The organism is Pseudomonas sp. P4_D7 (genome assembly GCF_056401755.1).
In genome coordinates this window covers 52,877-74,070 of record NZ_JBFUIR010000009.1, presented here as the reverse complement: position 1 = coordinate 74,070, position 21,194 = coordinate 52,877, and the positions used below count along the sequence as shown (strand labels likewise).

17 protein-coding genes are annotated in these 21,194 nt (G+C 60.1%); 16 read left to right on the top strand and 1 reads right to left on the bottom strand.

The features are described from left to right. Positions 1 to 97 precede the first annotated feature (97 nt). The 12 genes from AC1DVF_RS08985 to pgaD all read left to right on the top strand — a co-directional run bounded on the left by AC1DVF_RS08985 (position 98) and on the right by pgaD (position 15,882). On the top strand, positions 98 to 1,573 hold the full coding sequence (locus AC1DVF_RS08985; RefSeq protein WP_175559669.1) for a Fic family protein: 1,476 nt from the start codon (positions 98 to 100) through the stop codon (positions 1,571 to 1,573). Between the two features lie 117 nt (positions 1,574 to 1,690). Next, positions 1,691 to 2,119 (top strand): MarR family winged helix-turn-helix transcriptional regulator, encoded by a 429-nt coding sequence (locus tag AC1DVF_RS08980; RefSeq protein ID WP_093440308.1) that lies wholly within the window; start codon positions 1,691 to 1,693, stop codon positions 2,117 to 2,119. Then, a complete protein-coding gene (locus tag AC1DVF_RS08975; RefSeq protein ID WP_093440313.1) occupies positions 2,116 to 4,179 on the top strand; it encodes an FUSC family protein in 2,064 nt (687 codons plus the stop codon). The genes AC1DVF_RS08980 and AC1DVF_RS08975 overlap by 4 nt, the downstream gene beginning before the upstream one ends. Further along, the gene (locus AC1DVF_RS08970; protein ID WP_034151805.1) at positions 4,176 to 4,385 is read left to right on the top strand and encodes a DUF1656 domain-containing protein; all 210 of its coding nucleotides are present in this window, start codon (positions 4,176 to 4,178) and stop codon (positions 4,383 to 4,385) included. Before AC1DVF_RS08975 ends, AC1DVF_RS08970 begins: the two co-directional genes overlap by 4 nt. Next, positions 4,382 to 5,284: an efflux RND transporter periplasmic adaptor subunit gene (locus AC1DVF_RS08965; protein WP_099757674.1), complete on the top strand. Its 903-nt coding sequence runs from the start codon at positions 4,382 to 4,384 to the stop codon at positions 5,282 to 5,284. Before AC1DVF_RS08970 ends, AC1DVF_RS08965 begins: the two co-directional genes overlap by 4 nt. Further along, positions 5,281 to 6,723, top strand: coding sequence for an efflux transporter outer membrane subunit (locus tag AC1DVF_RS08960; RefSeq protein ID WP_477782341.1), 1,443 nt, complete (start codon positions 5,281 to 5,283; stop codon positions 6,721 to 6,723). The genes AC1DVF_RS08965 and AC1DVF_RS08960 overlap by 4 nt, the downstream gene beginning before the upstream one ends. Before the next feature lie 93 nt (positions 6,724 to 6,816). Then, the gene (locus AC1DVF_RS08955) at positions 6,817 to 7,452 is read left to right on the top strand and encodes an NADH:ubiquinone oxidoreductase subunit N (RefSeq protein ID WP_320336036.1); all 636 of its coding nucleotides are present in this window, start codon (positions 6,817 to 6,819) and stop codon (positions 7,450 to 7,452) included. Between the two features lie 303 nt (positions 7,453 to 7,755). Next, positions 7,756 to 9,261 carry a YdgA family protein gene (locus tag AC1DVF_RS08950; RefSeq protein ID WP_320336035.1) on the top strand — a complete coding sequence of 502 codons (1,506 nt, stop codon included), beginning with the start codon at positions 7,756 to 7,758 and terminating at the stop codon, positions 9,259 to 9,261. Between the two features lie 249 nt (positions 9,262 to 9,510). Beyond that, entirely contained in the window at positions 9,511 to 11,991 is a 2,481-nt protein-coding gene (gene pgaA, locus AC1DVF_RS08945) for a poly-beta-1,6 N-acetyl-D-glucosamine export porin PgaA (RefSeq protein WP_460130497.1), read from the top strand. A 12-nt stretch (positions 11,992 to 12,003) separates the two neighbouring features. Beyond that, entirely contained in the window at positions 12,004 to 14,001 is a 1,998-nt protein-coding gene (gene pgaB, locus AC1DVF_RS08940) for a poly-beta-1,6-N-acetyl-D-glucosamine N-deacetylase PgaB (protein ID WP_477782340.1), read from the top strand. Position 14,002: 1 nt separating this feature from the next. Continuing rightward, positions 14,003 to 15,358, top strand: a complete 1,356-nt coding sequence (pgaC, locus tag AC1DVF_RS08935) for a poly-beta-1,6-N-acetyl-D-glucosamine synthase (protein WP_093440350.1) — start codon at positions 14,003 to 14,005, stop codon at positions 15,356 to 15,358. Further along, positions 15,355 to 15,882, top strand: a complete 528-nt coding sequence (gene pgaD / locus AC1DVF_RS08930; RefSeq protein WP_460130499.1) for a poly-beta-1,6-N-acetyl-D-glucosamine biosynthesis protein PgaD — start codon at positions 15,355 to 15,357, stop codon at positions 15,880 to 15,882. Before pgaC ends, pgaD begins: the two co-directional genes overlap by 4 nt. A gap of 102 nt (positions 15,883 to 15,984) precedes the next feature. Here the strand turns inward: pgaD and AC1DVF_RS08925 are convergent, their stop codons facing one another. Beyond that, complete coding sequence (locus AC1DVF_RS08925) at positions 15,985 to 17,514, bottom strand: FAD-dependent oxidoreductase (RefSeq protein WP_116256404.1); 1,530 nt, start codon at positions 17,512 to 17,514, stop codon at positions 15,985 to 15,987. Between the two features lie 139 nt (positions 17,515 to 17,653). Between AC1DVF_RS08925 and AC1DVF_RS08920 the strand changes: the two genes are divergently transcribed. From AC1DVF_RS08920 to AC1DVF_RS08905, 4 genes are all read left to right on the top strand, one after another. Next, positions 17,654 to 18,214: a YbhB/YbcL family Raf kinase inhibitor-like protein gene (locus AC1DVF_RS08920; RefSeq protein WP_093440364.1), complete on the top strand. Its 561-nt coding sequence runs from the start codon at positions 17,654 to 17,656 to the stop codon at positions 18,212 to 18,214. An 87-nt stretch (positions 18,215 to 18,301) separates the two neighbouring features. Then, positions 18,302 to 19,981, top strand: a complete 1,680-nt coding sequence (locus AC1DVF_RS08915; RefSeq protein ID WP_477782339.1) for a vWA domain-containing protein — start codon at positions 18,302 to 18,304, stop codon at positions 19,979 to 19,981. Between the two features lie 30 nt (positions 19,982 to 20,011). Beyond that, on the top strand, positions 20,012 to 20,593 hold the full coding sequence (locus tag AC1DVF_RS08910) for an RNA polymerase sigma factor (RefSeq protein ID WP_477782353.1): 582 nt from the start codon (positions 20,012 to 20,014) through the stop codon (positions 20,591 to 20,593). Further along, positions 20,590 to 21,186 carry a hypothetical protein gene (locus AC1DVF_RS08905; protein WP_320336030.1) on the top strand — a complete coding sequence of 199 codons (597 nt, stop codon included), beginning with the start codon at positions 20,590 to 20,592 and terminating at the stop codon, positions 21,184 to 21,186. The genes AC1DVF_RS08910 and AC1DVF_RS08905 overlap by 4 nt, the downstream gene beginning before the upstream one ends. The last annotated feature ends 8 nt before the right edge of the window (positions 21,187 to 21,194 follow it).

The window sequence follows — 21,194 nt, the reverse complement described above, 5'->3', positions numbered from 1 at the left end:
AATTGTAGGAAAAGGCTGAAATGTAAAAAAAACATGCGCGATGTAAAAAAAACTGGGCTTTAATCGTCGCAGTGAATTTTTTACGTGGACGATGACGATGCCAACTGTTGGATATGCCCACCTGCGTGATGCGCTGAAGCTTAATGCATTTGCCCCCAAGCGCATTGCGATGATCAAACCGGTTACCCGGATTACCTTGATCGGTGAGTGTCTAGCGGTTCCAAACGGTGTCGCGCCGGCACAGGGTTCGACACTTGAGCACATCTTGTTTGCTCTGAAGCATGAGGGAATAAACCTGTGCATTCTTGCTCAGGCGCTTGAAACCGTTGAAGCGGACGAGTTGCTAGGTGAGTTGAGCCGATCACCTAACGGGGTATTTATCCGCAAGGCCTGTTTTCTTTGGGAAAGTTTCACGGGCAAACAGCTGGAATATTCCGTACCGGTTCGGGGCAACGTTGTCGCTTTGTTTGATCCCAAGCGTTATGTCACCGGGCCTGCAATTCGAAATAGTCGTTGGCGGGTAGATTTTAACGGGTTGGGGTCAATGCGTTACTGCGCCACAGTCGAGCGTACGACGGAGCTGCAGGCGCTGCTTGATCTGGACATCCTTGGTCGAGCCCAGGCTTTTATGGCGACGTTGCCGCCGGAAATGATGGATCGGGCAATCAATTGGGCCTATCTGCATGAGACCCGCGATTCTTTCGCCATTGAGAAAGAAGAGCCCAACGAAGAAAAGTCGCGCCGTTTTGTTCGGCTTCTGCGCCAAGCCCATGAGCGAACAGAGTTGAGCGAAGACTATTTGGTCGAGTTGCAGAACAGTACGGTTTCCAATCCTTTCGATAAAGCTGTGCTTTTCCGTCATGAACAGAACCATTTACACAACGGCTTGAGAGGCGCAGCTGGCGTCAGCTATGTCCCGCCTCCGCCGCAATTGTGCAGGGAGTTGATGGACGAGTTGATGAGTTTTGCCAATCACTCAGCCAAGCAGGTTGATCCGTTGATAGCTGCAGCGGTTGTGGCTTTCGGGTTTGTCTTTCTTCACCCGTTCATGGATGGCAATGGTCGACTTTCACGTTTCCTGATTCACCAGACGCTTTGCCACTCTGACGCTCTAAAAAATGGTTTGTTGTTACCGGTTTCCGTAGCGATGAAACACGAAGAGTCTGGCTATCTCGAAGCGTTAAAGGAGTTCTCGAAACCAGCAAGAGAGTTCTGGAATGTCACTTGGCTGGACGCTGATCAGATGGCTTTCGATTTTATTGGGCACGACTCAATCTATCGATTCTGGGACGGGACTCAATGTGCAGAATTTACCTTGCAGATGGCCTTGCGAGCATTGGAAGTGGAGCTGCGCGAGGAGACCGAGTTTCTTGAAAAATACGACTACGTCATCAAAGAGGTGAATGGGCGTTTTGACGTACGGGGGAGCGACCTCTCGAAACTGGTAATGATGTGTCTGGATAACGGTAACAAAGTTTCAAAGCATCGACGTAAGCAGTTCCAGTTCAGCGTGCCGGAGGAGGTTTTCGATTTCATTGAGCAGATAGCGGGTGATTTCGATTCGGTAGGCTAACCCTGAACAGGCAATTTGTTTCAAAACTTGACTGAAATTCCCCTCCAATGCGATATTGATAGTTAGCAAACTAACAGTGTGCATTTCCTCGTGCCGAACGAACTCGACGCTCTTCAGATGAACATCAGCAGTGCCATGGTGGTGGCCGCCAGGCATTGGCGGAAGATCTGCCAGACCACGCTGGTCAACTACGGAATCTCCGAAGCCTGCGCCGTGCCGCTGTTGATGATCGGCCGCTTGGGCGAGGGCGTGCGCCAGGTGCGGGTGGCGCAGGCCGCCGGGATGGAGAGTCCGTCGCTGGTGCGTCTGCTCGATCAGTTGTGCCATTCCGGCTACGTCTGCCGCACCGAAGATGCCCAGGATCGCCGGGCCAAATGCCTGAGCCTGACCGACACCGGTCGTGAACTGGTGCAAGCGGTGGAGATCGAACTGGTGCGCTTGCGTCACGAGGTGCTCGAAGGCATCGAGCAAAGCGATCTGGAAGCTACGCTTCGGGTACTCAGAGCTTTTGAGGCGGCCAGTCCGCCTTTGGTGGTCAATTCTTGAACGGTTTTTTCTCCGGCATTCCGCCGGCCCGTGACTGGTTCTACGGGGTCCGTACGTTTGCAGCGTCGATGATCGCGCTGTACATCGCCTTGCTCATGCAAATGCCGCGTCCGTATTGGGCGATGGCCACGGTGTATATCGTCTCCAGCCCGTTTCTCGGGCCGACCAGTTCCAAGGCCTTGTACCGTGCCATCGGGACTTTTCTCGGTGCCGCGGCGGCGGTTTTTTTCGTGCCGATGTTCGTGCAGAGTCCGTTTGTGCTGGTGGTGGTCATCGCGCTGTGGACGGGTATTTTGCTGTTCCTGTCCCTGCAACTGCGCACGGCCAACAACTATGCATTGATGCTCGCCGGTTACACCCTGCCGCTGATTGCCTTGCCGGTGGTGGATAACCCGCTGGCGGTGTGGGACGTAGCAGAGGCGCGCACCGAAGAGATTTTCCTCGGCATCGCCGTTGCCGCCGTGGTCGGCGCGATGTTCTGGCCGCGTCGTCTGGCGCCGGTGTTCAACGATGCCGTGAGCAAGTGGTTCGCCGACGCAACGACCTACAGCCTGAAATTCCTCAGCCGCGACGTGCAGCCCGAAGAAGTCACTGCGCTGCGCATGGCCATGGTTGCCAACTTCAACAGCCTCGAATTAATGATTGGCCAGTTGCCTCACGAAGGTGCGCGACCGCAAACCGTGCGCAACACCAAAGAATTGCGCGGGCGGATGATTCATCTATTACCGGTGATCGATGCGCTGGAAGATTCGCTCTACGCCCTCGAACGGCGCACGCCGGAACTGGTGGAAAAATTCGCACCGCTGCTTACCGCGACCCGTGAATGGCTTGGTCACCCGGACGCCGATCTCGACCGTTGGCAAACGCTGAAAGATCAGCTCGAAGCCCTGCAGCCGAGCGTCGAGGCGCTTGAGGATCGTAGGCAATTGCTGTTCTCAAATTCGATTTATCGTCTCGGCGAATTCATCGATCTGTGGCAAGACTGCCGCAGTCTGCAGGACGCGATTCTTTGCGAACGCCAGGACAGCTGGCGCGCGGTGTATCGCCACTGGCGACTGGGTCGACTGACACCGTTTATTGATCGTGGACTGATGCTCTACTCGGTGGCCTCGACCGTTCTGGCGATCATCACCGCCTCGGTGCTGTGGATTCTGCTCGGCTGGCCGGACGGCGGCAGCGCGGTGATTCTCGCCGCGGTGGCCTGTAGCTTTTTCGCCTCGATGGACGACCCGGCACCGCAGATTTACCGGTTCTTTTTCTGGACCGGCATGTCGGTGCTGTTCGCCAGCCTTTATCTGTTTCTGATTCTGCCCAACCTGCATGACTTCCCGATGCTGGTGCTGGCGTTTTCCATCCCGTTCATCTGCGTCGGCACGTTGACGGTACAGCCGCGGTTCTTCCTCGGCATGCTGCTGACGCTGGTTAACACCTCGTCGTTCATCAGCATTCAGGGCGCTTACGATGCGGATTTTTTCGCCTTCGTGAACTCCAACCTCGCTGGACCGATCGGCCTGCTTTTCGCTTTCATCTGGACGCTGGTCGCACGCCCGTTCGGCGCCGAACTGGCAGCCAAACGCCTGACCCGTTTCAGCTGGAAAGACATCGTCCACATGACCGAGCCGGCCAACCTTGCCGAACACCGCAAATTGGGCGTGCAGTTGCTCGATCGACTGATGCAGCACCTGCCGCGTCTGGCCCTCACCGGCCAAGACACCGGCATCGCCATGCGCGAAGTCCGCGTCGGCCTGAACCTGCTCGATTTACTCGCCTATACCCCACGGGTGACGGGCGCGCCGAACGCGCTGTTGCAGCAAGTGGTCAGTGAAGTCGGTGAGTATTTCCGCGCTTGTCTCAAGGCTGGCGAACGCTTGCCGGCGCCAGCGCCGTTGTTGATGACCCTCGATCGCACTCGTCGCGCACTCAATGGCCAGGGCGACGATGAAACCCGGCTAAACCTGTTGCACGCCTTGAGCGGTTTGCGTCTGGCGCTGTTGCCCGGCGTCGAATTCGTCGCCAGTGCCGACTCCGAAGAACCGCTGCCCGATGGAGCGCCCCTATGATCGGTGATCTGGACATCAGCGGCATTTTCCTGCCGACCCTGCTGGTGTTGATGGGCATTACTTATGTGCTGTTTTTGTTGGTGCATGGCGTACTTCAGCGCGTGCACTTTTACCGTCTGGTCTGGCACCGGGCATTGTTCAACGTGGCTCTCTACGCGGTACTGCTGTACGGCGTGGACTCACTCAGTCGATACCTGATGACATGAAAAAACCGTTTTTGACCATCGGTCGCGTGGTACTGACCCTGCTGATCGTGACTTTTGCCGTTGTCCTCGTCTGGCGCATGGTGATGTATTACATGTTCGCGCCGTGGACCCGTGACGGCCACATTCGCGCCGACATCATCCAGATCGCCCCGGACGTTTCCGGGTTGATCCAGCAGGTTGAAGTGAAAGACAACCAGTTGATCAAGCGTGGCCAGGTGCTGTTCAGCATCGACCAGGATCGCTTCAAACTGGCCCTGCGTCAGGCCAAGGCGGCCGTCGCTGATCGCGAAGAAACCCTCGCTCAAGCCCAGCGCGAGGCCAAGCGTAACCGTGGCCTCGGTAACCTGGTGCCGGCCGAGCAACTGGAAGAAAGCCAGTCGAAGGTCGCCCGCGCGCAATCGGCACTGGCCGAAGCCATGGTCACCGTGGACAGCGCTCAGCTCAACCTCGACCGCTCAGTGATCCGCAGCCCGGTGGACGGCTACGTCAACGACCGTGCGCCGCGTCCGCAGGAATTCGTTACCGCCGGGCGTCCGGTGTTGTCGGTGGTCGACAGCAATTCGTTTCACATCGACGGCTATTTCGAAGAGACCAAACTCGACGGCATTCATGTTGGCCAGTCGGTGGATATTCGTGTGATCGGCGACCGCGCCAAACTGCGCGGGCATGTTGAAAGCATCGTCGCCGGTATCGAAGACCGCGACCGTACCAGCGGCAGCAATCTGTTGCCGAACGTCAACCCGGCGTTCAGCTGGGTGCGGCTGGCGCAGCGGATTCCGGTGCGGATTGCCTTTGATGACGTGCCGGCAGATTTCCGCATGATCGCCGGACGCACTGCCACCGTTTCGATCATCGACGATCAGCCACGCGACGAGCGGAAACAGGAGCCTGCGCAATGAGCAGGGCGCTGATGATCGCCGGGTTGGGCGTGATGCTCTCGGCCTGTCAGATGGTCGGGCCGGATTATCACGTGCCTGAGGATGCAGCGGTGCAGCGCAAGGATTTTCAGGGCGAACTGGCGGTGGCCGGCAAACCGGTAGTTTCGGCGCCGGTGCCGGCGGATTGGTGGCGTCTTTATAAGGATGCGCGGCTGGATCAACTGGTGCAGCAGGCCATGGCTTCCAATACCGATCTGCGCGTAGCGGCGGCGAACCTGCAGCGGGCTCGCGCTCAGGTCGATGAGGCCGAAGCAGCGGGCGGCTGGAGCGCAGGTGTGAAGATGGGTGCGCAGCGTTTGCAAGAGTCTGGTCAGGCATTCTTGCTGCCGGAAAAAGTCCCGGTCGATAACGTCGGCGACATCGGCATCAGCGCTTCTTATCAGTTCGATCTGTGGGGCACTTTGCAACGCGGCATCGAAGGCGCAAAGGCCAATGCCGACGCGACCCAGGCAGCGGCAGACACGGCGCGGATCACCTTGGTGGCAGACGTCGTGCGTGCTTACACCCAAGTCTGCGCGGCCAACGAAGAACGGGAAATTGCCCAGCACTCCCTCGACCTGCAATCGCAAGGCACCACGCTGATTCAACGTCTGCGCGATGCCGGCCGTGGCGACGAAACTCAGGTGACTCGCTCGCAAACCCAATTCAAATCCCTGCGCGCCGAACTGCCGCGCTATGAAGCGGCCCGTCAAGCTGGGTTGTACCGTCTGTCGATGCTGCTGGCCAAACCGGTCGATCAATTGCCGGCCGGCACCGCCACCTGCGCCGAACTGCCGAAAATCGCCCAACTGGTGCCGGTTGGCGATGGCGCTGCGCTGCTCAAACGTCGCCCAGACATACGTCAGGCCGAACGTCGTCTGGCCGCTTCGACCGCCGGCATCGGCGTCGCCACGGGCGAGTTGTATCCGGACATCAGTATCGGCGCGACCATCGGCACTGTTGGTCTCATCGATGACTTGGGTGATCCGTCGACCAACCGCTGGGGTTTCGGCCCGTCGCTGAGCTGGAAAGTGCCGACCAACGGCGCTCGTGCGCGAATCCGCGAGGCAGAAGCGGCGACCCAAGGCGCACTGGCGCACTTCGACGGCGTGGTGCTCAACGCCATTCGCGAAACCCAGACCGGTCTGGCTCAGTACAGCGCCTTGCTGCAACGCCGCGATGCGCTGGCCGATGCCGAGCAGTCAGCGAAACTGGCCGCCGACCAGACCCACCGCTTCTTCCAGGCCGGCCGTGAGTCGTTTCTCGCCGACCTGCAAGCGACCCGTACCTACACGGATGTCACCGCGCAACTGGCCGCCGCCAACACCCAGGTTGCGATGAGCCAGATCGATTTGTTCCTCGCCTTGGGCGGCGGTTGGGAAAGCGGACGAACGCACGCTCCAGACGCCAGCAAACCCTGAGGCCGTTGCTATGCTTTGAAGTGTTGGAAGGGCGCCCCGAGCAAGGCGCCCTTTCAGCGCACATTGCTAGCGCTGGTCTAGGGGAAACCAATAATGAAAAACCCTTACGCTCTCGGCTTCTGGTGCGCCCTCGCAGCGCTGGTGCTGCTCTCGGCGACCTATTTCTACGGCATCATGCTGGCCCATCAGATCGACAAGGCCATGGTTTTCCTCGACAGCGCCGTCGCGCTGATTGCGGTCATGGCCATCGTCGTGGTCGCCTGGGCGTCGGTTCAGGTGCAGCGCGTGAAGAAGCGGCAGCTTGAACAGGGCAAGACCCTGGTGCTGATCTGGGACACCAAAGTCGCCCTGCGCCGGGTCGAAACCGTGTTCGACCGGTATTTCTGGGGCAGTTACTGGCAACCGGGGCGGACATTCGCCGAAGTCATGGGCGAACTCACCGGCACGCCGTTGGAAAAGAGCCTCGAAGCGCTGAAAAAGCAGTGTCTTGAACTAGACAAGCAGATCGATGACGAGGGCTGGCATTGGTTGAACAACGCCCGCGAATTGTCCGATGTCGCCACGGCCATGGCCCGCGAGCGCTATCAACTGGATTTCTGTGATCCGCGCGCCGACGGGCCGGGTGGGGCGGTGATCGATCGGGACTTCGAAGTGCTGGTGTATACGTGGACCGCGCGGCTGAAAAGCTTTGATCATCAACTGGATGAGATTGAGGTTCAGTATTCCTGATTCTCTGCTGAATCATCTGGCCCCTTCGCGAGCAAGCTCGCTCCCACAGTGGATTTGTGTTGAGCACAGATCCACTGTGGGAGCGAGCTTGCTCGCGAAGGCGGACTGAAAAACAGCGAAACTCTCACTGCCCGCCCACTGTCCACTCTCCCCAAAGACACTCTTTAACCTTTAAACATTGGGCCGTCTTGCGCGCCCGGTGCTAATCTCCACCGCTGAATTCAGCGCAGTCGAGCCGCGACCCGGTCACGGGTTCAGGGAAGACGACCACACTCACAGCCACGGAAATCGATCAGGTCATTCATGAATAAATCAGCAGGCGTGCTTCTCGGAATTGTTGTTGCCATCGGCGCGATCAGCGCGGGCGGGGCCTGGTACACCGGGACCAAGATCGAAGGCGTGTTGAACAACGCCGTCAGCAATGCCAACAAAGAGCTGCAAACCGCGATGGCCGGCTCCAACGGCACCGCATCGCTGGAGCTGGTGTCGCTGGAACGCCACACTTTCACCAGTACCGCGCACTATCGCCTCAAGGGTGAAGGCGAGATGTTTGGCGACAAGCCGGTCGAACTGTTGTTTGTCGACCACATCGAACACGGTCCGCTGCCGTTCTCGCGTCTGGTTTCGCTGAAATGGCTGCCGGTCATGGCCACCAGCAACTACGAACTGGAAAAGAATCCGGCCACCGAGAAATGGTTCGCCGCCACCAAGGGCGCCGCGCCGCTCAAAGGCGTAACCAGCATCGGCTACGACGAGTCCACCACCAGCACTCTCGACCTGCTGCCGTTCGAAACTGCGCTGGATGAGCAATCGAGTCTGAAATTTTCCGGCCTGACCATGAACATCTCCGCTAACGCCAAAGCGCAGAAGGTCAAGGCAGACGGTTACATGGACAACCTGAAGCTGGTCACCGTGGCTGAAGATCAGGCGCCGGTGCAGGTCGAACTCAACGGTCTGACCCTGGCCAGCAACCTCGCCAAAAGCAGCTACGGCTACTACACCGGGGAAAACACCCTGGAGCTGACCAACAGCAAAACCACCTTCGGCACCAAGCAATCGGTGCTCGGTGTGAAGAACTTCGAAATGAAGAACCTCACCGAAGAAAACGGCAGCAATGCCTCGGGTCGTGCTGATTACAAGATTGGCGAAGTCAGCATCAACGACAAGAAAGTCGGTTCGGCGAACATGGCCATGAGCCTGAAAAACCTCGACATCCCGTCGACCATGTCGCTGATGCAGATCTACCAGACCAAATTGCAGCCGTATGAAAAAGCCGCGGCCGAGGCTGCAGCCCAGGGCTTGCCAGCGCCGGAGCTGAACCTCACCGAAGCTGAAAACGCCCAGGTCAAAGCCGACCTGCAGAAATTGCTGGCCGCCGGCCCACAGATTGCGCTGGAAAACCTCTCGTTCAACACCGCCAACGGCGAGAGCAAGGCCAATCTGGTGATCGACCTGACCAAGCCGCAATCGATGGATTTGCCGCCGGATCAACTGGGCAAACAACTGATTGCGTTGCTTGATCTGAATATCCAGGTGTCCAAGCCGATGCTGGTCGATCTGCTTAGCGTACAGGCGCAACTGGATGGTCAGACCGATGCCAAAGCCATCGTTGATCAGTCCAAGGAAGCGGCTGACATGTTCGCCGGCATGGCGGTCGGTTCGCAGTTGGCCGTCGTCGACGGCACCAACGTCGTGACCAAGCTGCACTACGCCGCCAATCAGGTCGAATTCAACGGCCAGAAGATGACCGTTGAGCAGTTCGTCGGCTTCCTGATGAGCAAGTTCGCAGGCGTCACGCAAGTGCAGTAATTCTGCGTTCTTAATAGCAGCGCCCGGCCTCTGTATCGCACAGACGCCGGGCGTTTTGCTGTCTGGCGTTCGGGTTTCGGCTGAACCGCCAGCACGATTCTGAACAATTATTGTGTTCTGGATGTTGCTCTACGCTTGCGTGCAAAACTGCCTGACTAAGCTTGGCCGTTGCATGTGCATTGGCGGCCACCGTTACGAATGGGCAAGGAGGGCATTGCGACCCGGCTGGCCATGTAAGGATGCTGACGAATGCCGCGTATTGATGTTCCTGTATTACATCGTGGTTTACGCCCTTTGTTCCGAGTCGCGCTGTGCAGCCAGTTGCTCTGGCCGGCGCTGGCGTTTGCCGACACACCCTACGATCAGATGGTGCGCGACGCTCGCGCCGGGCAGTACACGCCGACGCTGACGGTTTTGCGTCAGGTGCCACCCGGTCAGTCGACGACCGGGCAGATCAGCGATCACCTGCAAATCGCCAGTTGGGCCGGCCTCGATGCCGAGGTGGTGCAGGTTTATGAAACCCAGGGCCGCGACCGCGTCCTGCCGGTTCAGGCGCTGACCGCCACCGCCCGTGCCTATCGCAACCTCAAGCGCTGGGACCAGGCGACTCAGGTCTACAACAAGGCCCTGGCGCTGGAGCCGGATAACGCCGATCTGCAACTGGGCCTGGCCCTGACCCAGGCTGACGCCGGTAAACCCGACGAAGCGGTGACCCGCGCCAAAGCGCTGGTGGCGGCCAAGCCCGATGATCCGTCGCGCCGTCTCGCCTTGGGCTATGCCCTGACCCGTGACAACAAACCTTACGATGCCCTGTTCGAATACGATCAGGCCTTCAAGCGCGCCGGCAGCAAGCCGGAAGTCGCTCGCGAATACGTGGTTGCTCTGCAAAAGGCGCGTTTGCCGGAACCGGCGCTGCGTCTGGCCAATCAGCGTCCGGGGTTGATCGATCCGGTCACGTTGCGTCGCCTCGAAGGTGATCTGGCCGCCGAGCGCGTGCGTCTCGCCGAACTCGCCACCCGCAGCGAAAAAGAACGCTACGTCATCGCCGACCGTGCGCTGGTCGATTACGACAAACTGCTCGCCACCTGGACACCTGACGCCACAGCTCACGACGACGTCATTCGCTGGCGCATCGACCGCATGGGCGCACTCAAGGCCAGGGTACGCACGGCCGACGTCATCACTGAGTACCAGAAGCTGCAAGCCGAAGGTGTGAAGATTCCGACTTACGCCTTGCGCTGGGTAGCGGCGTCGTATCTGGATCAACGTGAACCGGAAATCGCCGCGGACTTGTATCGCCAGGTGCTGTCGGCGCCGGACGCTGATGTCGGTGATCGCCTCGAAGACACCACCGCGCTGTATTACGCATTGCTGGAAAGCGACCGTGCCGATGAAGCGCGCAAAGTCGCCGAGGACGCTGCCAAGTCCCAGCGTCCGCGTGTCGAACTCAAAGGTTTGCCCATCGGCAATCCCAACCATGAATGGATGGACGCCCAGCAGTTGGCCGCGCAGGCCGGGACCTATGGTTCCGACTTGCCCCACAGCGAAGAACGCTTGCAGACGCTGGTCGATCAGGCCCCCGGCAATGTCGGCCTGCGTCTGGCCCAGGCTGACCTGTATCTGGCGCGGCAATGGCCGCGCCGTGCGGAAATCCAGCTCAAGGAAACCGAGAGCATGGTGCCGCGCGGCATGGGCCTGGAAGTCGCGCAGGCGCGCACGGCGATGACGCTGCAGGAATGGCGGCAGATGGATGCGCTGACCGATGACGTGGTCGCGCGTTTCCCTGATAACCGTCAGGTCCAGCGTGCAGCGCGCGAGCGCGAAGTGCATGACATGTCCGAACTGCGCGTTGAAGCCTACGGCGGCAAGGCCAATGGCGGCGGCAGTGGCGATGCCGGAGCCGTCAGTGGCAGCCGCGATTTTGGTATCCAGACCACCCTGTACAGCCCGCCGATCGATGAAGACTGGCGCGTGTTCGCCGGGGCCGGGTATGCCACCGGCGACTTCGCCGAAGGCACCGGGCACCACCGCTTTCAGCGTGTCGGCCTGGAGCGCCGCACTCGTGACATGACCCTTGAAGCCGAGGTGTCCAATCACGATTACGGTTTCGGCGACAAACAGGGCGCGCGTCTGGCGATCGCCCGCGACTTCAATGACCACTGGCAGTACGGCGGCAGCCTCGAATACCTGTCGGCCGAGACGCCATTGCGCGCGCTCAACAGTGACATCAAGGCCAATGGCGGCAGCGGTTTCATCCGCTGGCGCGCCAACGAAAGCCGCGAGTGGCGCCTGTCGGTAAGCCCGTCGCACTTCAGCGACGGCAACAACCGCGTTGAAGCCTTGCTCACCGGCCGCGAGGGCGTCTACAGCGCGCCGAACGTGCAGGTCGATGCGGGGCTGGAAGTTGGCACCAGCCATAACTCCAAGTCCGATGACGTGCCGTACTTCAACCCCAAAAGCGACTTCAGCGTGATGCCGCTGGTCAACGTCAATCACGTTCTCTACCACCGCTACGAAACCTCCTGGAGCCAGCAGTTCCAGGCCGGCGCGGGCACGTACAGCCAGCGTGAGCACGGCACCGGCGGCATGGCCTTGCTCGGTTACGGCCAGCGTTATGCCTGGAACGACGTGTTCGAGGTGGGCGGTTTGTTCAGTGTGATCAACCGGCCTTACGACGGTGATCGGGAGACCGATCTGCGTCTGCTCGTCGACCTCACTTTCCGCTTCTAGAAGAGTTTGAAGATGCCTTTGATTTCGCGTTTCATCCTTCTGCTGGGAGCGCTGCTGGTCAGCGCCTGCGCCCAGCAAGCTCCGGCCTTTGCGCCGCCGTCCGAGCGTCCGTTGGCGGCCAGCGAAAAACCGTGGCCGAAAAATCACGTGCTCGGCATTGCCTATCACGATGTTGAAGACCGCGATCCCGATCAGGCTGTGGTGGCGGTGCGCACCGAGCGCATGATCGAGCAGCTCGCGTGGCTGCGCGAGAACGGCTACAAACCGGTGACGGTCGACCAGATCATGGCCGCGCGCAAGGGCGGCCCGGAGCTGCCGGCGAAAGCGATCCTGCTCAGTTTCGACGACGGTTATGCGAGTTTCTACACCCGCGTGCTGCCGGTGCTGCGTGCCTACAACTGGCACGCCTTGCTGGCCCCGGTCGGCGTCTGGATCGACACGCCGCTCAATCAACCGGTGGATTTTGCCGGTGCGCCGCGTGCGCGTTCCGACTTCCTGACCTGGGAACAGGTGCGCGAAATCTCGCAATCCGGCCTGGTGGAAATTGCCGCGCACACCGACGCCAACCACAAAGGGATCCTGGCCAACCCGCAGGGCAACCTGCAGCCTGCTGCTGCGACCCGGCGCTATGACCCGGTGACCAAACGTTATGAGTCCGAGGCCGATTTCCAGGCACGGATTCGCATCGACGTGAACAACATCTCGGAAAAAATCCGCAAGGTCACCGGCAAGAAACCACGCGTCTGGGTCTGGCCGTATGGTGCGGCGGATGGCACGTCGCTGACCGTGGTCGGTGAGGAGGGCTACGAAATGGCCCTGACGCTGGACGACGGTCTCGACGCCCTCGACAACCTGATGAGTAGTCCGCGCTTCCTGGTTTCCTCCGATCCCGACGGCGAGGTTTTCTCCAATAGCATCGTCGACGTGCAGTCGGATTTCGTCATGCGTGTGGTGCACGTTGATCTGGACAACGTCTACGACCCGGATCCGGCACAACAGGACATCAACCTCGGCAAACTGGTGCAGCGCATGGCCGACATGGGCGCCAACACGGTGTTCCTGCAAGCCTTTGCCGATCCGCAGGGCGATGGTCTGGTGCACTCGCTGTACTTTCCCAACCGTCACTTGCCGGTACGTGCGGATATTTTCGACCGCGTGGCCTGGCAACTGCGTACTCGCGCCAATGTGAAGGTGTTTGCGTGGATGCCGGTGCTGAGTTTCGGCCTTGATGCGAAGCTGCCGCGTGTCACGCGCTGGGATCCGAAAACCGGCACCACCGCAATCGATCCGGATCAGTACCAACGCCTGTCGCCGTTCGATCCGGAGGTGCGGCGGATCATCGGCGAAATCTACGAGGACGTGGCGCGGCTGACCTCGGTCGACGGCATCCTCTATCACGACGATGCGATTCTGTCGGACTTCGAGGACGCCGGCCCCGAAGCGTTGAAAGCCTACGTCGCCCACGGTTTGCCAGGTTCAATTGCCGCCCTGCGCGATGATCCGGCGGCCCTGCAGCGATGGACGCGGTTCAAGAGCCGCTACCTGATCGACTTCACCAACGAGCTGACCGCTAAAGTCCGCGCCATTCGGGGCCCGCAGGTGCTGACCGCACGCAATATTTTCGCCGAGCCGATGCTCAATCCCGGCAGCGAAGCCTGGTACGCACAGAACCTCGACGATTTCCTGCAGACCTATGACTGGACCGCGCCGATGGCCATGCCGCTCATGGAAAAACAGACCCAGGCCGAGTCCGGCCCGTGGCTGGAAACCCTGGTGCAAACCGTCAGCGAGCGCCCCGGAGCCCTGAACCGCACGGTGTTCGAATTGCAGGCCCGCGACTGGACGAAAAAGGATCAGGCCGACATCGACGGCGCACATCTGGCGGACTGGATGGGCCGTCTCAAGCGTCAGGGCGCGACCAGTTTCGGTTACTACCCGGACAACTTCCTCGACAACCTGCCGGACCTGAAAACCGTAAGGCCTGCACTCTCCAACAAATGGAATCCATAACATGCTGGATAGACTGTTAGCCCTGCTTGTTCTGGCGCTCGTCCTCGGCGTGCCGCTGGGGCTGATCTTCCTGGTCACCGGGCAGTTCCTGATGGACTTCGTGTTCTTCTACCCGCTGTTCATGTCCGGGTTGTGGATTGCCGGCGGCCTGTACTTCTGGCTGCACTGGGAACGCCACTGGCCGTGGCAGGACGACACCCTGCCACCGCCACTGGAAGGCGAGCCGCTGATCTCGATCCTGATCCCTTGCTACAACGAAGGCGACAATGCCGCCGATACGATCCACGCGGCGCTGGCCCAGCATTATCCGAACATCGAAGTTATCGCGATCAACGACGGCTCGAAGGACAACACCGCGCAAGTGCTGGATGCGCTGGCCAAGGAAGATCCGCGCCTGCGCGTGCTGCACCTGGCGGAAAACCAGGGCAAAGCCGTCGCCTTGCGCATGGGCGCTATCGCAGCGCGCAGTGAGTATCTGGTATGCATCGACGGTGATGCGCTGCTGGCGCCGAACACCGCAGCCTATCTGGTCGCACCGATGCTGGATAACGCACGCCTTGGCGCGGTGACCGGTAACCCGCGGATCCGAACGCGCTCGACGCTGGTCGGGCGGGTGCAGGTCGGTGAGTTCTCATCCATCATCGGCTTGATCAAGCGCACGCAACGGGTATTCGGGCGGATTTTTACCGTCTCCGGGGTGATCGTCGCGTTCCGCCGTACCGCGTTGAACCGCGTCGGTTACTGGAGCCCGGACATGATCACCGAAGACATCGATATCAGCTGGAAGCTGCAACTCGACCACTGGAGCATCTTCTACGAGCCGCGCGCGCTGTGCTGGATCCTCATGCCGGAAACCCTCGGCGGTCTGTGGAAGCAACGACTGCGCTGGGCGCAGGGCGGTGCCGAAGTGCTGTTCAAAAACATTCGTGGTATCTGGCAGTACCGTCACCGTTACCTGTGGCCGCTGCTGTTCGAATACTGCCTGTCGACCGGTTGGGCGTTCACCTTCTTGTTGTCGGTAATCTTCTGGGGCGTCGGCAAGTTTGTGGTCATGCCCGAGGCGATCGCAGTGGATCACCTGATGCCACCGGCATTTACCGGTTTGTTGCTGGCGTTCGTCTGTCTGGTGCAGTTCGCGGTAAGCATCGTCATCGATCGGCGCTATGAGCCGGGATTGGGCCGCACGATGTTCTGGGTGGTCTGGTATCCGTTGGTGTTCTGGCTTATCAGCCTGCTGACCACGTTGGTCAGCTTCCCCAAAGTGCTGTTCGGTCAACATCAGAAACGTGCGCGTTGGGTCAGTCCTGATCGGGGCATCAAACCGATCGGCGACGACGAAGAGGAGGTCATCAAATGAAAATCATCCGGACCCGCCAGCGGCCCTTTCTGGTCGTGATCGACGTGATCCTTACGGTCATTGCCTGGGTTGGCCTGCTGTTTCTGCTGATCCGTGGCTTGTGGCCGCTTATTGAAACTCACGCGGGCGGGCCGCTGCTTGATAAATCGGCGTTCGACGCGCTGGGCACCTTGCAGATTTATCTGTGGATTGCCTTGGTCAACGCGGTGATTCTGATTTCCTGGGCGCGCTATCAGCAGCGCAAAAGCCGCAGCTTCGCCCAGCGCCGCTTGCCATCGCCGGTGATTGACGATGAAGGGCTGAGCAAGAGTTTCAAACTCTGCGATGAGCGCTTTCAGAAACTGCGCACGCCTGGGGTGATGACCATTCATAACGATCAGGAGGGTGACATCAGCCATGTGGTGACACATTTCTGGCCGGTTCATCCGCAGGAATTGCCACCGCCGCTGGCACCACTGGAGCATCCGCGGGTGATCTTTCTGCATGCTGAAGATGACGATAATCGCGAACCCCTTCCCCGTTAATTAATCGTTCCCACGCTCCGCGTGGAAATGCCTCTAGGGACGCTCTGCGTCCAGTGACGCGGAGCGTCACGGGCTGCATTCCCACGCAGAGCGTGGGAACGATCAAGCGTAATCGCGGATCAATGTCCAGGCCTCTTCCATTGCCAGCGGTTGCTTCATCCGTTCGGCCAACAGCGCCATTGCACGTTCTTTTTCGCAGGCGACTGCAGCGACCAGCACACCGTTTCTGCCGAACAGACCGATAAAGGGCGGATTTTCGGGTTCGCCGAGAAACTCCACTTCATCCCAGTGTTCGGCGTGGCCGAGGTAGTCGTAATTCTTGCCGAAGTGCCAGGTCCAGAAAAACGGCACATCGAGATAATGTTCTTCGCCACCGAGCATATTGGCCGCGGCGATGCGTGCGTGTTGCTGGGCCAGGCGCCAGTGTTCGATACGCTGCAACTGGCCGTTCAGCGGGAAGGTGGCGATGTCGCCGATCGCCCACAGGCCGTCCGTAACGCGCATGCCGTCATCGACGCGCAGTGACTGATCTTTTTCCCTCGGCAGTGACGCAAAGGCTTCGGTAGCCGGGTGCACGCCGACACCGGCCAGCACCAGATCTGCCGAAAGACGCAGACCATTGTCCAGCAATACGGCCTCGACTTTGCCTTCGCCGATGATCTCGGTGGCTGCGTGTTCGGTGATGAACTTCACCCCGTTCTGTTCGTGCAGCGCGCGAATCGCTTTGCCCACGGCTTCACCGAATTGCGCAGCGAAGGGAATCGCGTGGCGAGCCAGCACCGTGACATCGAGACCATACTGGCGCAGGGCCGACGCGCATTCGAGGGCGATGAAGCTGTCGCCGATGATCACCGCACGTTGCTCCCCTCTGGCAGCGTGCATGATCCGTTCTGCCTGAGCTTTTGAGCGCAGCACGAATACCTGCGGAAGATCTGCGCCGGGTAAATCCAGCGGATTGGGCTCGCCGCCAGTGGCGAGCACCGCCGCGTCATAGCGCTGCGTCTGGCCATTGTTGAGGTGAAGGATTTTGTTCAGTGCGTCGATTGCGCTGATTTCGCCTTGTTGGCGTTCAATGCGCTGGTCTTTATAGAAGTCATCTTCACGCAGCGGCGGTATTTCTTGCGGTGGCATCTCCCCGGCAAGGACAAATTTGCTCAGCACCGTACGGTCGTACCCCGCCCCCGGCTCGTGATCAATCATCACAATCCGGCCACCGAAACCCTTTTCCCGCAACGCCGCCGCGCACGCTGTACCTGCCGCGCCGGCACCGACAATCACGAAAGTGCGCGAATCGTCCGCCGGCGGCGTATGCGGGTCGGGCAACGGCTGATCATCGACCCAAACCTCGTCGCCACGCAGCTCCAGCGGATAGCGCTTGAGGCTGTCGAGCGCCGGGGGCTCGCACAACGCACCATCCTCGGCGCGAAACGCAGCCTTGTGCCAAGGGCAAATCAGCCGTCCGTGACACAACGCACCGTCAGCCAGCGGTGCGCCGGCATGTGGGCATTCGCCCTGATAGGCACGTAATTGCCCACCGGCGCGCAGCAGCACGATCTTGCACGCGCCGATTTCAACTTGCAGGCCACGGTCTTCTGGGACATCGGCGATACGGGCGACACGGTGCACTGGCATGATCGGCTTCCTCACGGGCATTTCTCTTGTGAGTTTGCGCGGTAGTGCGAGGTTCAGCCATTTGCTACTGCCACGGCGCGAACGGTACAGCTATAGTTTGCAAGCCGACGACGGCCCAACTGCACAAGGTGCTCCCGGAATGACCCGATTGACCTCTCTCAACCCATGGCTGGCGGCTCTCGCCGTCACCCTTTGCGTGCAGTTTCCGGCGCAGGCCCAGGAGCGTTTCACCCTGAACATCCCGGGTGTTTCCGATAACCGCCTGTTTACCTCGGCCGCGGCCAGCGATGCACCCGGTTGCGGCGGCAAGAACCAGTCGCCAGCGCTGAGCTGGAACGCTGGACCTGTCGGCACCCAGAGCTACGCGATTGTCATGCACGACCCGGATGGCCAGAAAGGCCTGGGCGTCGATCACTGGATTCATTACGGCATCAAAGCCACCACGCACCAGATTGCAGCGGGCGTCGGTGCCAAATCCGCGCTCGAAGGTCTCGGCGGCACCAACAGCAAGGGCAACACCCATTACATGGGACCGTGCCCGCCAGTTGGCGACAGTGCGCACCACTACATCATCCAGATCTACGCGCTGGATCTGGCCCCGGACGCCTTGCCGGCCGGTCTGACCCGCGCCGAGCTGATGGAAAAAATCAAAGGCCATGTGCTGCGCAACAGCAGTGCGGTGCGCCGTTATCACCGCTGAAAATATTTTTAGCGGCGTTTAACCCGAACTGAAAGGGCTGCCCGTCTCAGGAGATGAATGATCAAATTCATCCCGAGGTCAGCCCCCATGTCTCATTCTCTTTTGCGTCCTGTTGCGGTTGGTGTGCTGCTGGCGCTCGCCGGTTGCGGTGCTTCGTCCACACCCGATTCTGCTGCTGTGCCAGCGCCGGCGCAGCCTGAGGTGCTGGTTCATCAGGAAGCCGTGATGGCTGACAGCTCAATGGCCAAACGCGCGCTGTACAGGATGCCCAATGCGGGCAGCGCGCCGATGCCGTTGAGTGAAAGTTATCCACAGAGCTATCGCGACGAGCAGCGCGAGCAGTATCAGACGTTGGCCGATAACCCGATCCACAGCGTCGCCGAGACGCCGGTTTCGACTTTCAGTGCCGACGTCGATACGGGCGCTTATGCCAACGTCCGCCGCTTGCTCAATCAAGGTCGACTGCCACCGGAAGGTGCGGTGCGGCTGGAGGAACTGGTCAATTACTTCCCCTACGACTACGCGCTGCCCAGTGATGGCTCGCCCTTCGGCGTGACCACCGAGCTGGCCGCTTCACCGTGGAACCCGCACACGCGCTTGCTGCGTATCGGCATCAAGGCCTCCGACCGCGCCGTGGCGGAACTGGCCCCGGCCAATCTGGTATTTCTGGTCGACGTGTCCGGCTCGATGGATCGCCGCGAAGGCCTGCCGATGGTCAAAAGCACGCTGAAATTGCTGGTCGATCAGTTACGCGATCAGGATCGCGTTTCGTTAGTGGTGTATGCCGGCGAATCGAGAGTGGTACTGGAGCCGACCTCCGGACGCGAGAAAGCGAAAATTCGTACAGCCATCGTGCAATTGACCGCCGGTGGCTCGACCGCTGGCGCCTCGGGTATCGAACTGGCCTACCAAATGGCGCAGCAGGCCTTCATCCCCAAAGGCATCAACCGCATCCTCCTGGCCACTGATGGTGACTTCAATGTCGGCGTCAGCGACTTCGACAGCCTCAAACAAATGGCTGTGGATAAACGCAGAACCGGGATTTCGCTGACGACCCTGGGTTTCGGTGTGGATAACTACAATGAGCACTTGATGGAACAACTGGCCGACGCAGGCGACGGTAACTACGCCTACATCGACAATCTGCGCGAGGCACGCAAAGTATTGGTGGATCAGTTGAGCTCGACCCTCGCCGTGGTGGCGCAAAACGTCAAATTGCAGGTGGAATTCAACCCGGCGCAGGTCAGCGAATATCGCCTGCTCGGCTACGAGAACCGTGCGTTGAAGCGTGAGGATTTCAGCAATGACAAAGTCGATGCCGGCGAAATCGGCGCAGGACACACGGTGACCGCGTTGTACGAAATTGTTCCGGCGGGCGAGCAGGGCTGGCTGGAGCCGCTGCGTTACGGCAAATCCGACGCTGTTGTTTCGGCAAAGAGCGGAGAATTAGCAATGCTGCGTGTGCGTTATCAGCGTGCCGAAGGTGGGAAAAGTCTGCTGATCGAACGGCCCATCGCCAATCAGGTTGCAACTGCCAGCGAGGATCTGCGTTTTGCCGCCGCCGTGGCCGCGTTCTCCCAGCAGCTCAAAGACGGCCGTTATACCGGCGACTTCAGCTTGAAGGACACCGAGGCATTGGCCCGTGGCGCTCGCGGCGATGATCGCTTCGGTCTGCGCAACGAGTTCGTGCAACTGGTCGAACTGGCGCAGAGCTTGCGCAGCTCAACCGCATCGAACGCGTTGGCCACTGAACAACGGATCGAATAAGTGAGTCGTCTGAAAGGCTTCATCAGTCAGCTGTTTGCCTCGGCAGACAGCTCAACCACCAGCAGCGATGAATCGCTGCTGGCGCGTTATCGCGAGGGCGACGGAGCCGCGTTCGAGATCTTGTACGCGCGCCATCGCCAAGGCCTGTACCGGTTTCTGCTCGGTTTGAGCGGCAAACCGGAACTGGCCGATGAGGTGTTTCAGGAAACCTGGTTGAGCCTGATCCGCAGTAGCAGTCAGCCACAAGGCCGGGCGACATTTCGGACGTGGTTGTTCCAGATTGCCCGTAATCGCCTGATCGACCACTGGCGCAAACACGGCGCCCGGCAACCGTTGCACGACAGCTACGACGAGCAAAATCACGCGGTCAGCGATGAGGCAAATGATCCCGAACAGCTGCTCAGCCTCAGTCGCGACAGCCAGCGCCTGGAAAGCGCCCTGCAAACCCTGCCTGCCGACCAGCGCGAGGTGTTTTTGCTGCGCGCCCACGGCGACCTCGACCTGGCACAAATCGCCAGCCTCACCGAAACACCGCTGGAAACCGTCAAAAGCCGCTTGCGCTACGCCCAGCAAAAACTGCGTCGGCTGCTGGCCGAGGAGGTACTGACATGACTGACGCCCGCCAGACACCGGAAGATCCGCTGATCAAACATGTGCGCGAACAGCACAACGCCGAACCGCCAGCGCACCTTGATGCGTTCATCCTCAACGCTGCGCAGCGTCAAACCCCTGCGCCGAAACCAAGCCTGTGGCAACGCTGGGCGGATTTATGTCGCAAACCACGCTGGCAGGTTGCATTCGCCAGCCTCGTCGGCGTGGCATTGATGTTGTCACTGGTACAGCGCGCTCCTGAGCCGCTGCGTCATTACGACTACGCCCCAGCCCCCAAACTTGCCGTACCGATGACCGACACGGATTCAGCGCAACTGCACCGATTGTCCGCTCCGGCCGGCGCCATGCCGGCACCTGCGCCGATGATGGAAATGGCCGCGCCGATGCAAGATCAAGCCATCAGCGCCGATGAAGCCAAATTCAGCAAACGCGCCACCGCCCCGGCCAACGGCCTCGACGCACAACTGCGTGAAGTCCTGCGCCTACGCGAATCCGGCCAATCGCAAGCCGCCGACAGCCTGTTCAACAACCTGCACAAACGCTACCCGAACGCCGATCTCGACGCCCGACTCCAACAGCTGCAGAAAAAATGACCGCCTGC

What these genes read in the sequence shown, in the direction of transcription:
- AC1DVF_RS08980 (WP_093440308.1), top strand. Translation starts at nt 1,691, where the DNA reads ATGAACATCAGCAGTGCCATGGTGGTGGCCGCCAGGCATTGGCGGAAG.
- pgaB (WP_477782340.1), top strand. Translation starts at nt 12,004, where the DNA reads ATGCCTTTGATTTCGCGTTTCATCCTTCTGCTGGGAGCGCTGCTGGTC.
- AC1DVF_RS08950 (WP_320336035.1), top strand. Translation starts at nt 7,756, where the DNA reads ATGAATAAATCAGCAGGCGTGCTTCTCGGAATTGTTGTTGCCATCGGC.
- AC1DVF_RS08955 (WP_320336036.1), top strand. Translation starts at nt 6,817, where the DNA reads ATGAAAAACCCTTACGCTCTCGGCTTCTGGTGCGCCCTCGCAGCGCTG.
- AC1DVF_RS08905 (WP_320336030.1), top strand. Translation starts at nt 20,590, where the DNA reads ATGACTGACGCCCGCCAGACACCGGAAGATCCGCTGATCAAACATGTG.
- pgaD (WP_460130499.1), top strand. Translation starts at nt 15,355, where the DNA reads ATGAAAATCATCCGGACCCGCCAGCGGCCCTTTCTGGTCGTGATCGAC.
- AC1DVF_RS08925 (WP_116256404.1), bottom strand. Translation starts at nt 17,514, where the DNA reads ATGCCAGTGCACCGTGTCGCCCGTATCGCCGATGTCCCAGAAGACCGT.
- AC1DVF_RS08970 (WP_034151805.1), top strand. Translation starts at nt 4,176, where the DNA reads ATGATCGGTGATCTGGACATCAGCGGCATTTTCCTGCCGACCCTGCTG.
- AC1DVF_RS08960 (WP_477782341.1), top strand. Translation starts at nt 5,281, where the DNA reads ATGAGCAGGGCGCTGATGATCGCCGGGTTGGGCGTGATGCTCTCGGCC.
- pgaC (WP_093440350.1), top strand. Translation starts at nt 14,003, where the DNA reads ATGCTGGATAGACTGTTAGCCCTGCTTGTTCTGGCGCTCGTCCTCGGC.
- pgaA (WP_460130497.1), top strand. Translation starts at nt 9,511, where the DNA reads ATGCCGCGTATTGATGTTCCTGTATTACATCGTGGTTTACGCCCTTTG.
- AC1DVF_RS08985 (WP_175559669.1), top strand. Translation starts at nt 98, where the DNA reads ATGCCAACTGTTGGATATGCCCACCTGCGTGATGCGCTGAAGCTTAAT.
- AC1DVF_RS08920 (WP_093440364.1), top strand. Translation starts at nt 17,654, where the DNA reads ATGACCCGATTGACCTCTCTCAACCCATGGCTGGCGGCTCTCGCCGTC.
- AC1DVF_RS08965 (WP_099757674.1), top strand. Translation starts at nt 4,382, where the DNA reads ATGAAAAAACCGTTTTTGACCATCGGTCGCGTGGTACTGACCCTGCTG.
- AC1DVF_RS08915 (WP_477782339.1), top strand. Translation starts at nt 18,302, where the DNA reads ATGTCTCATTCTCTTTTGCGTCCTGTTGCGGTTGGTGTGCTGCTGGCG.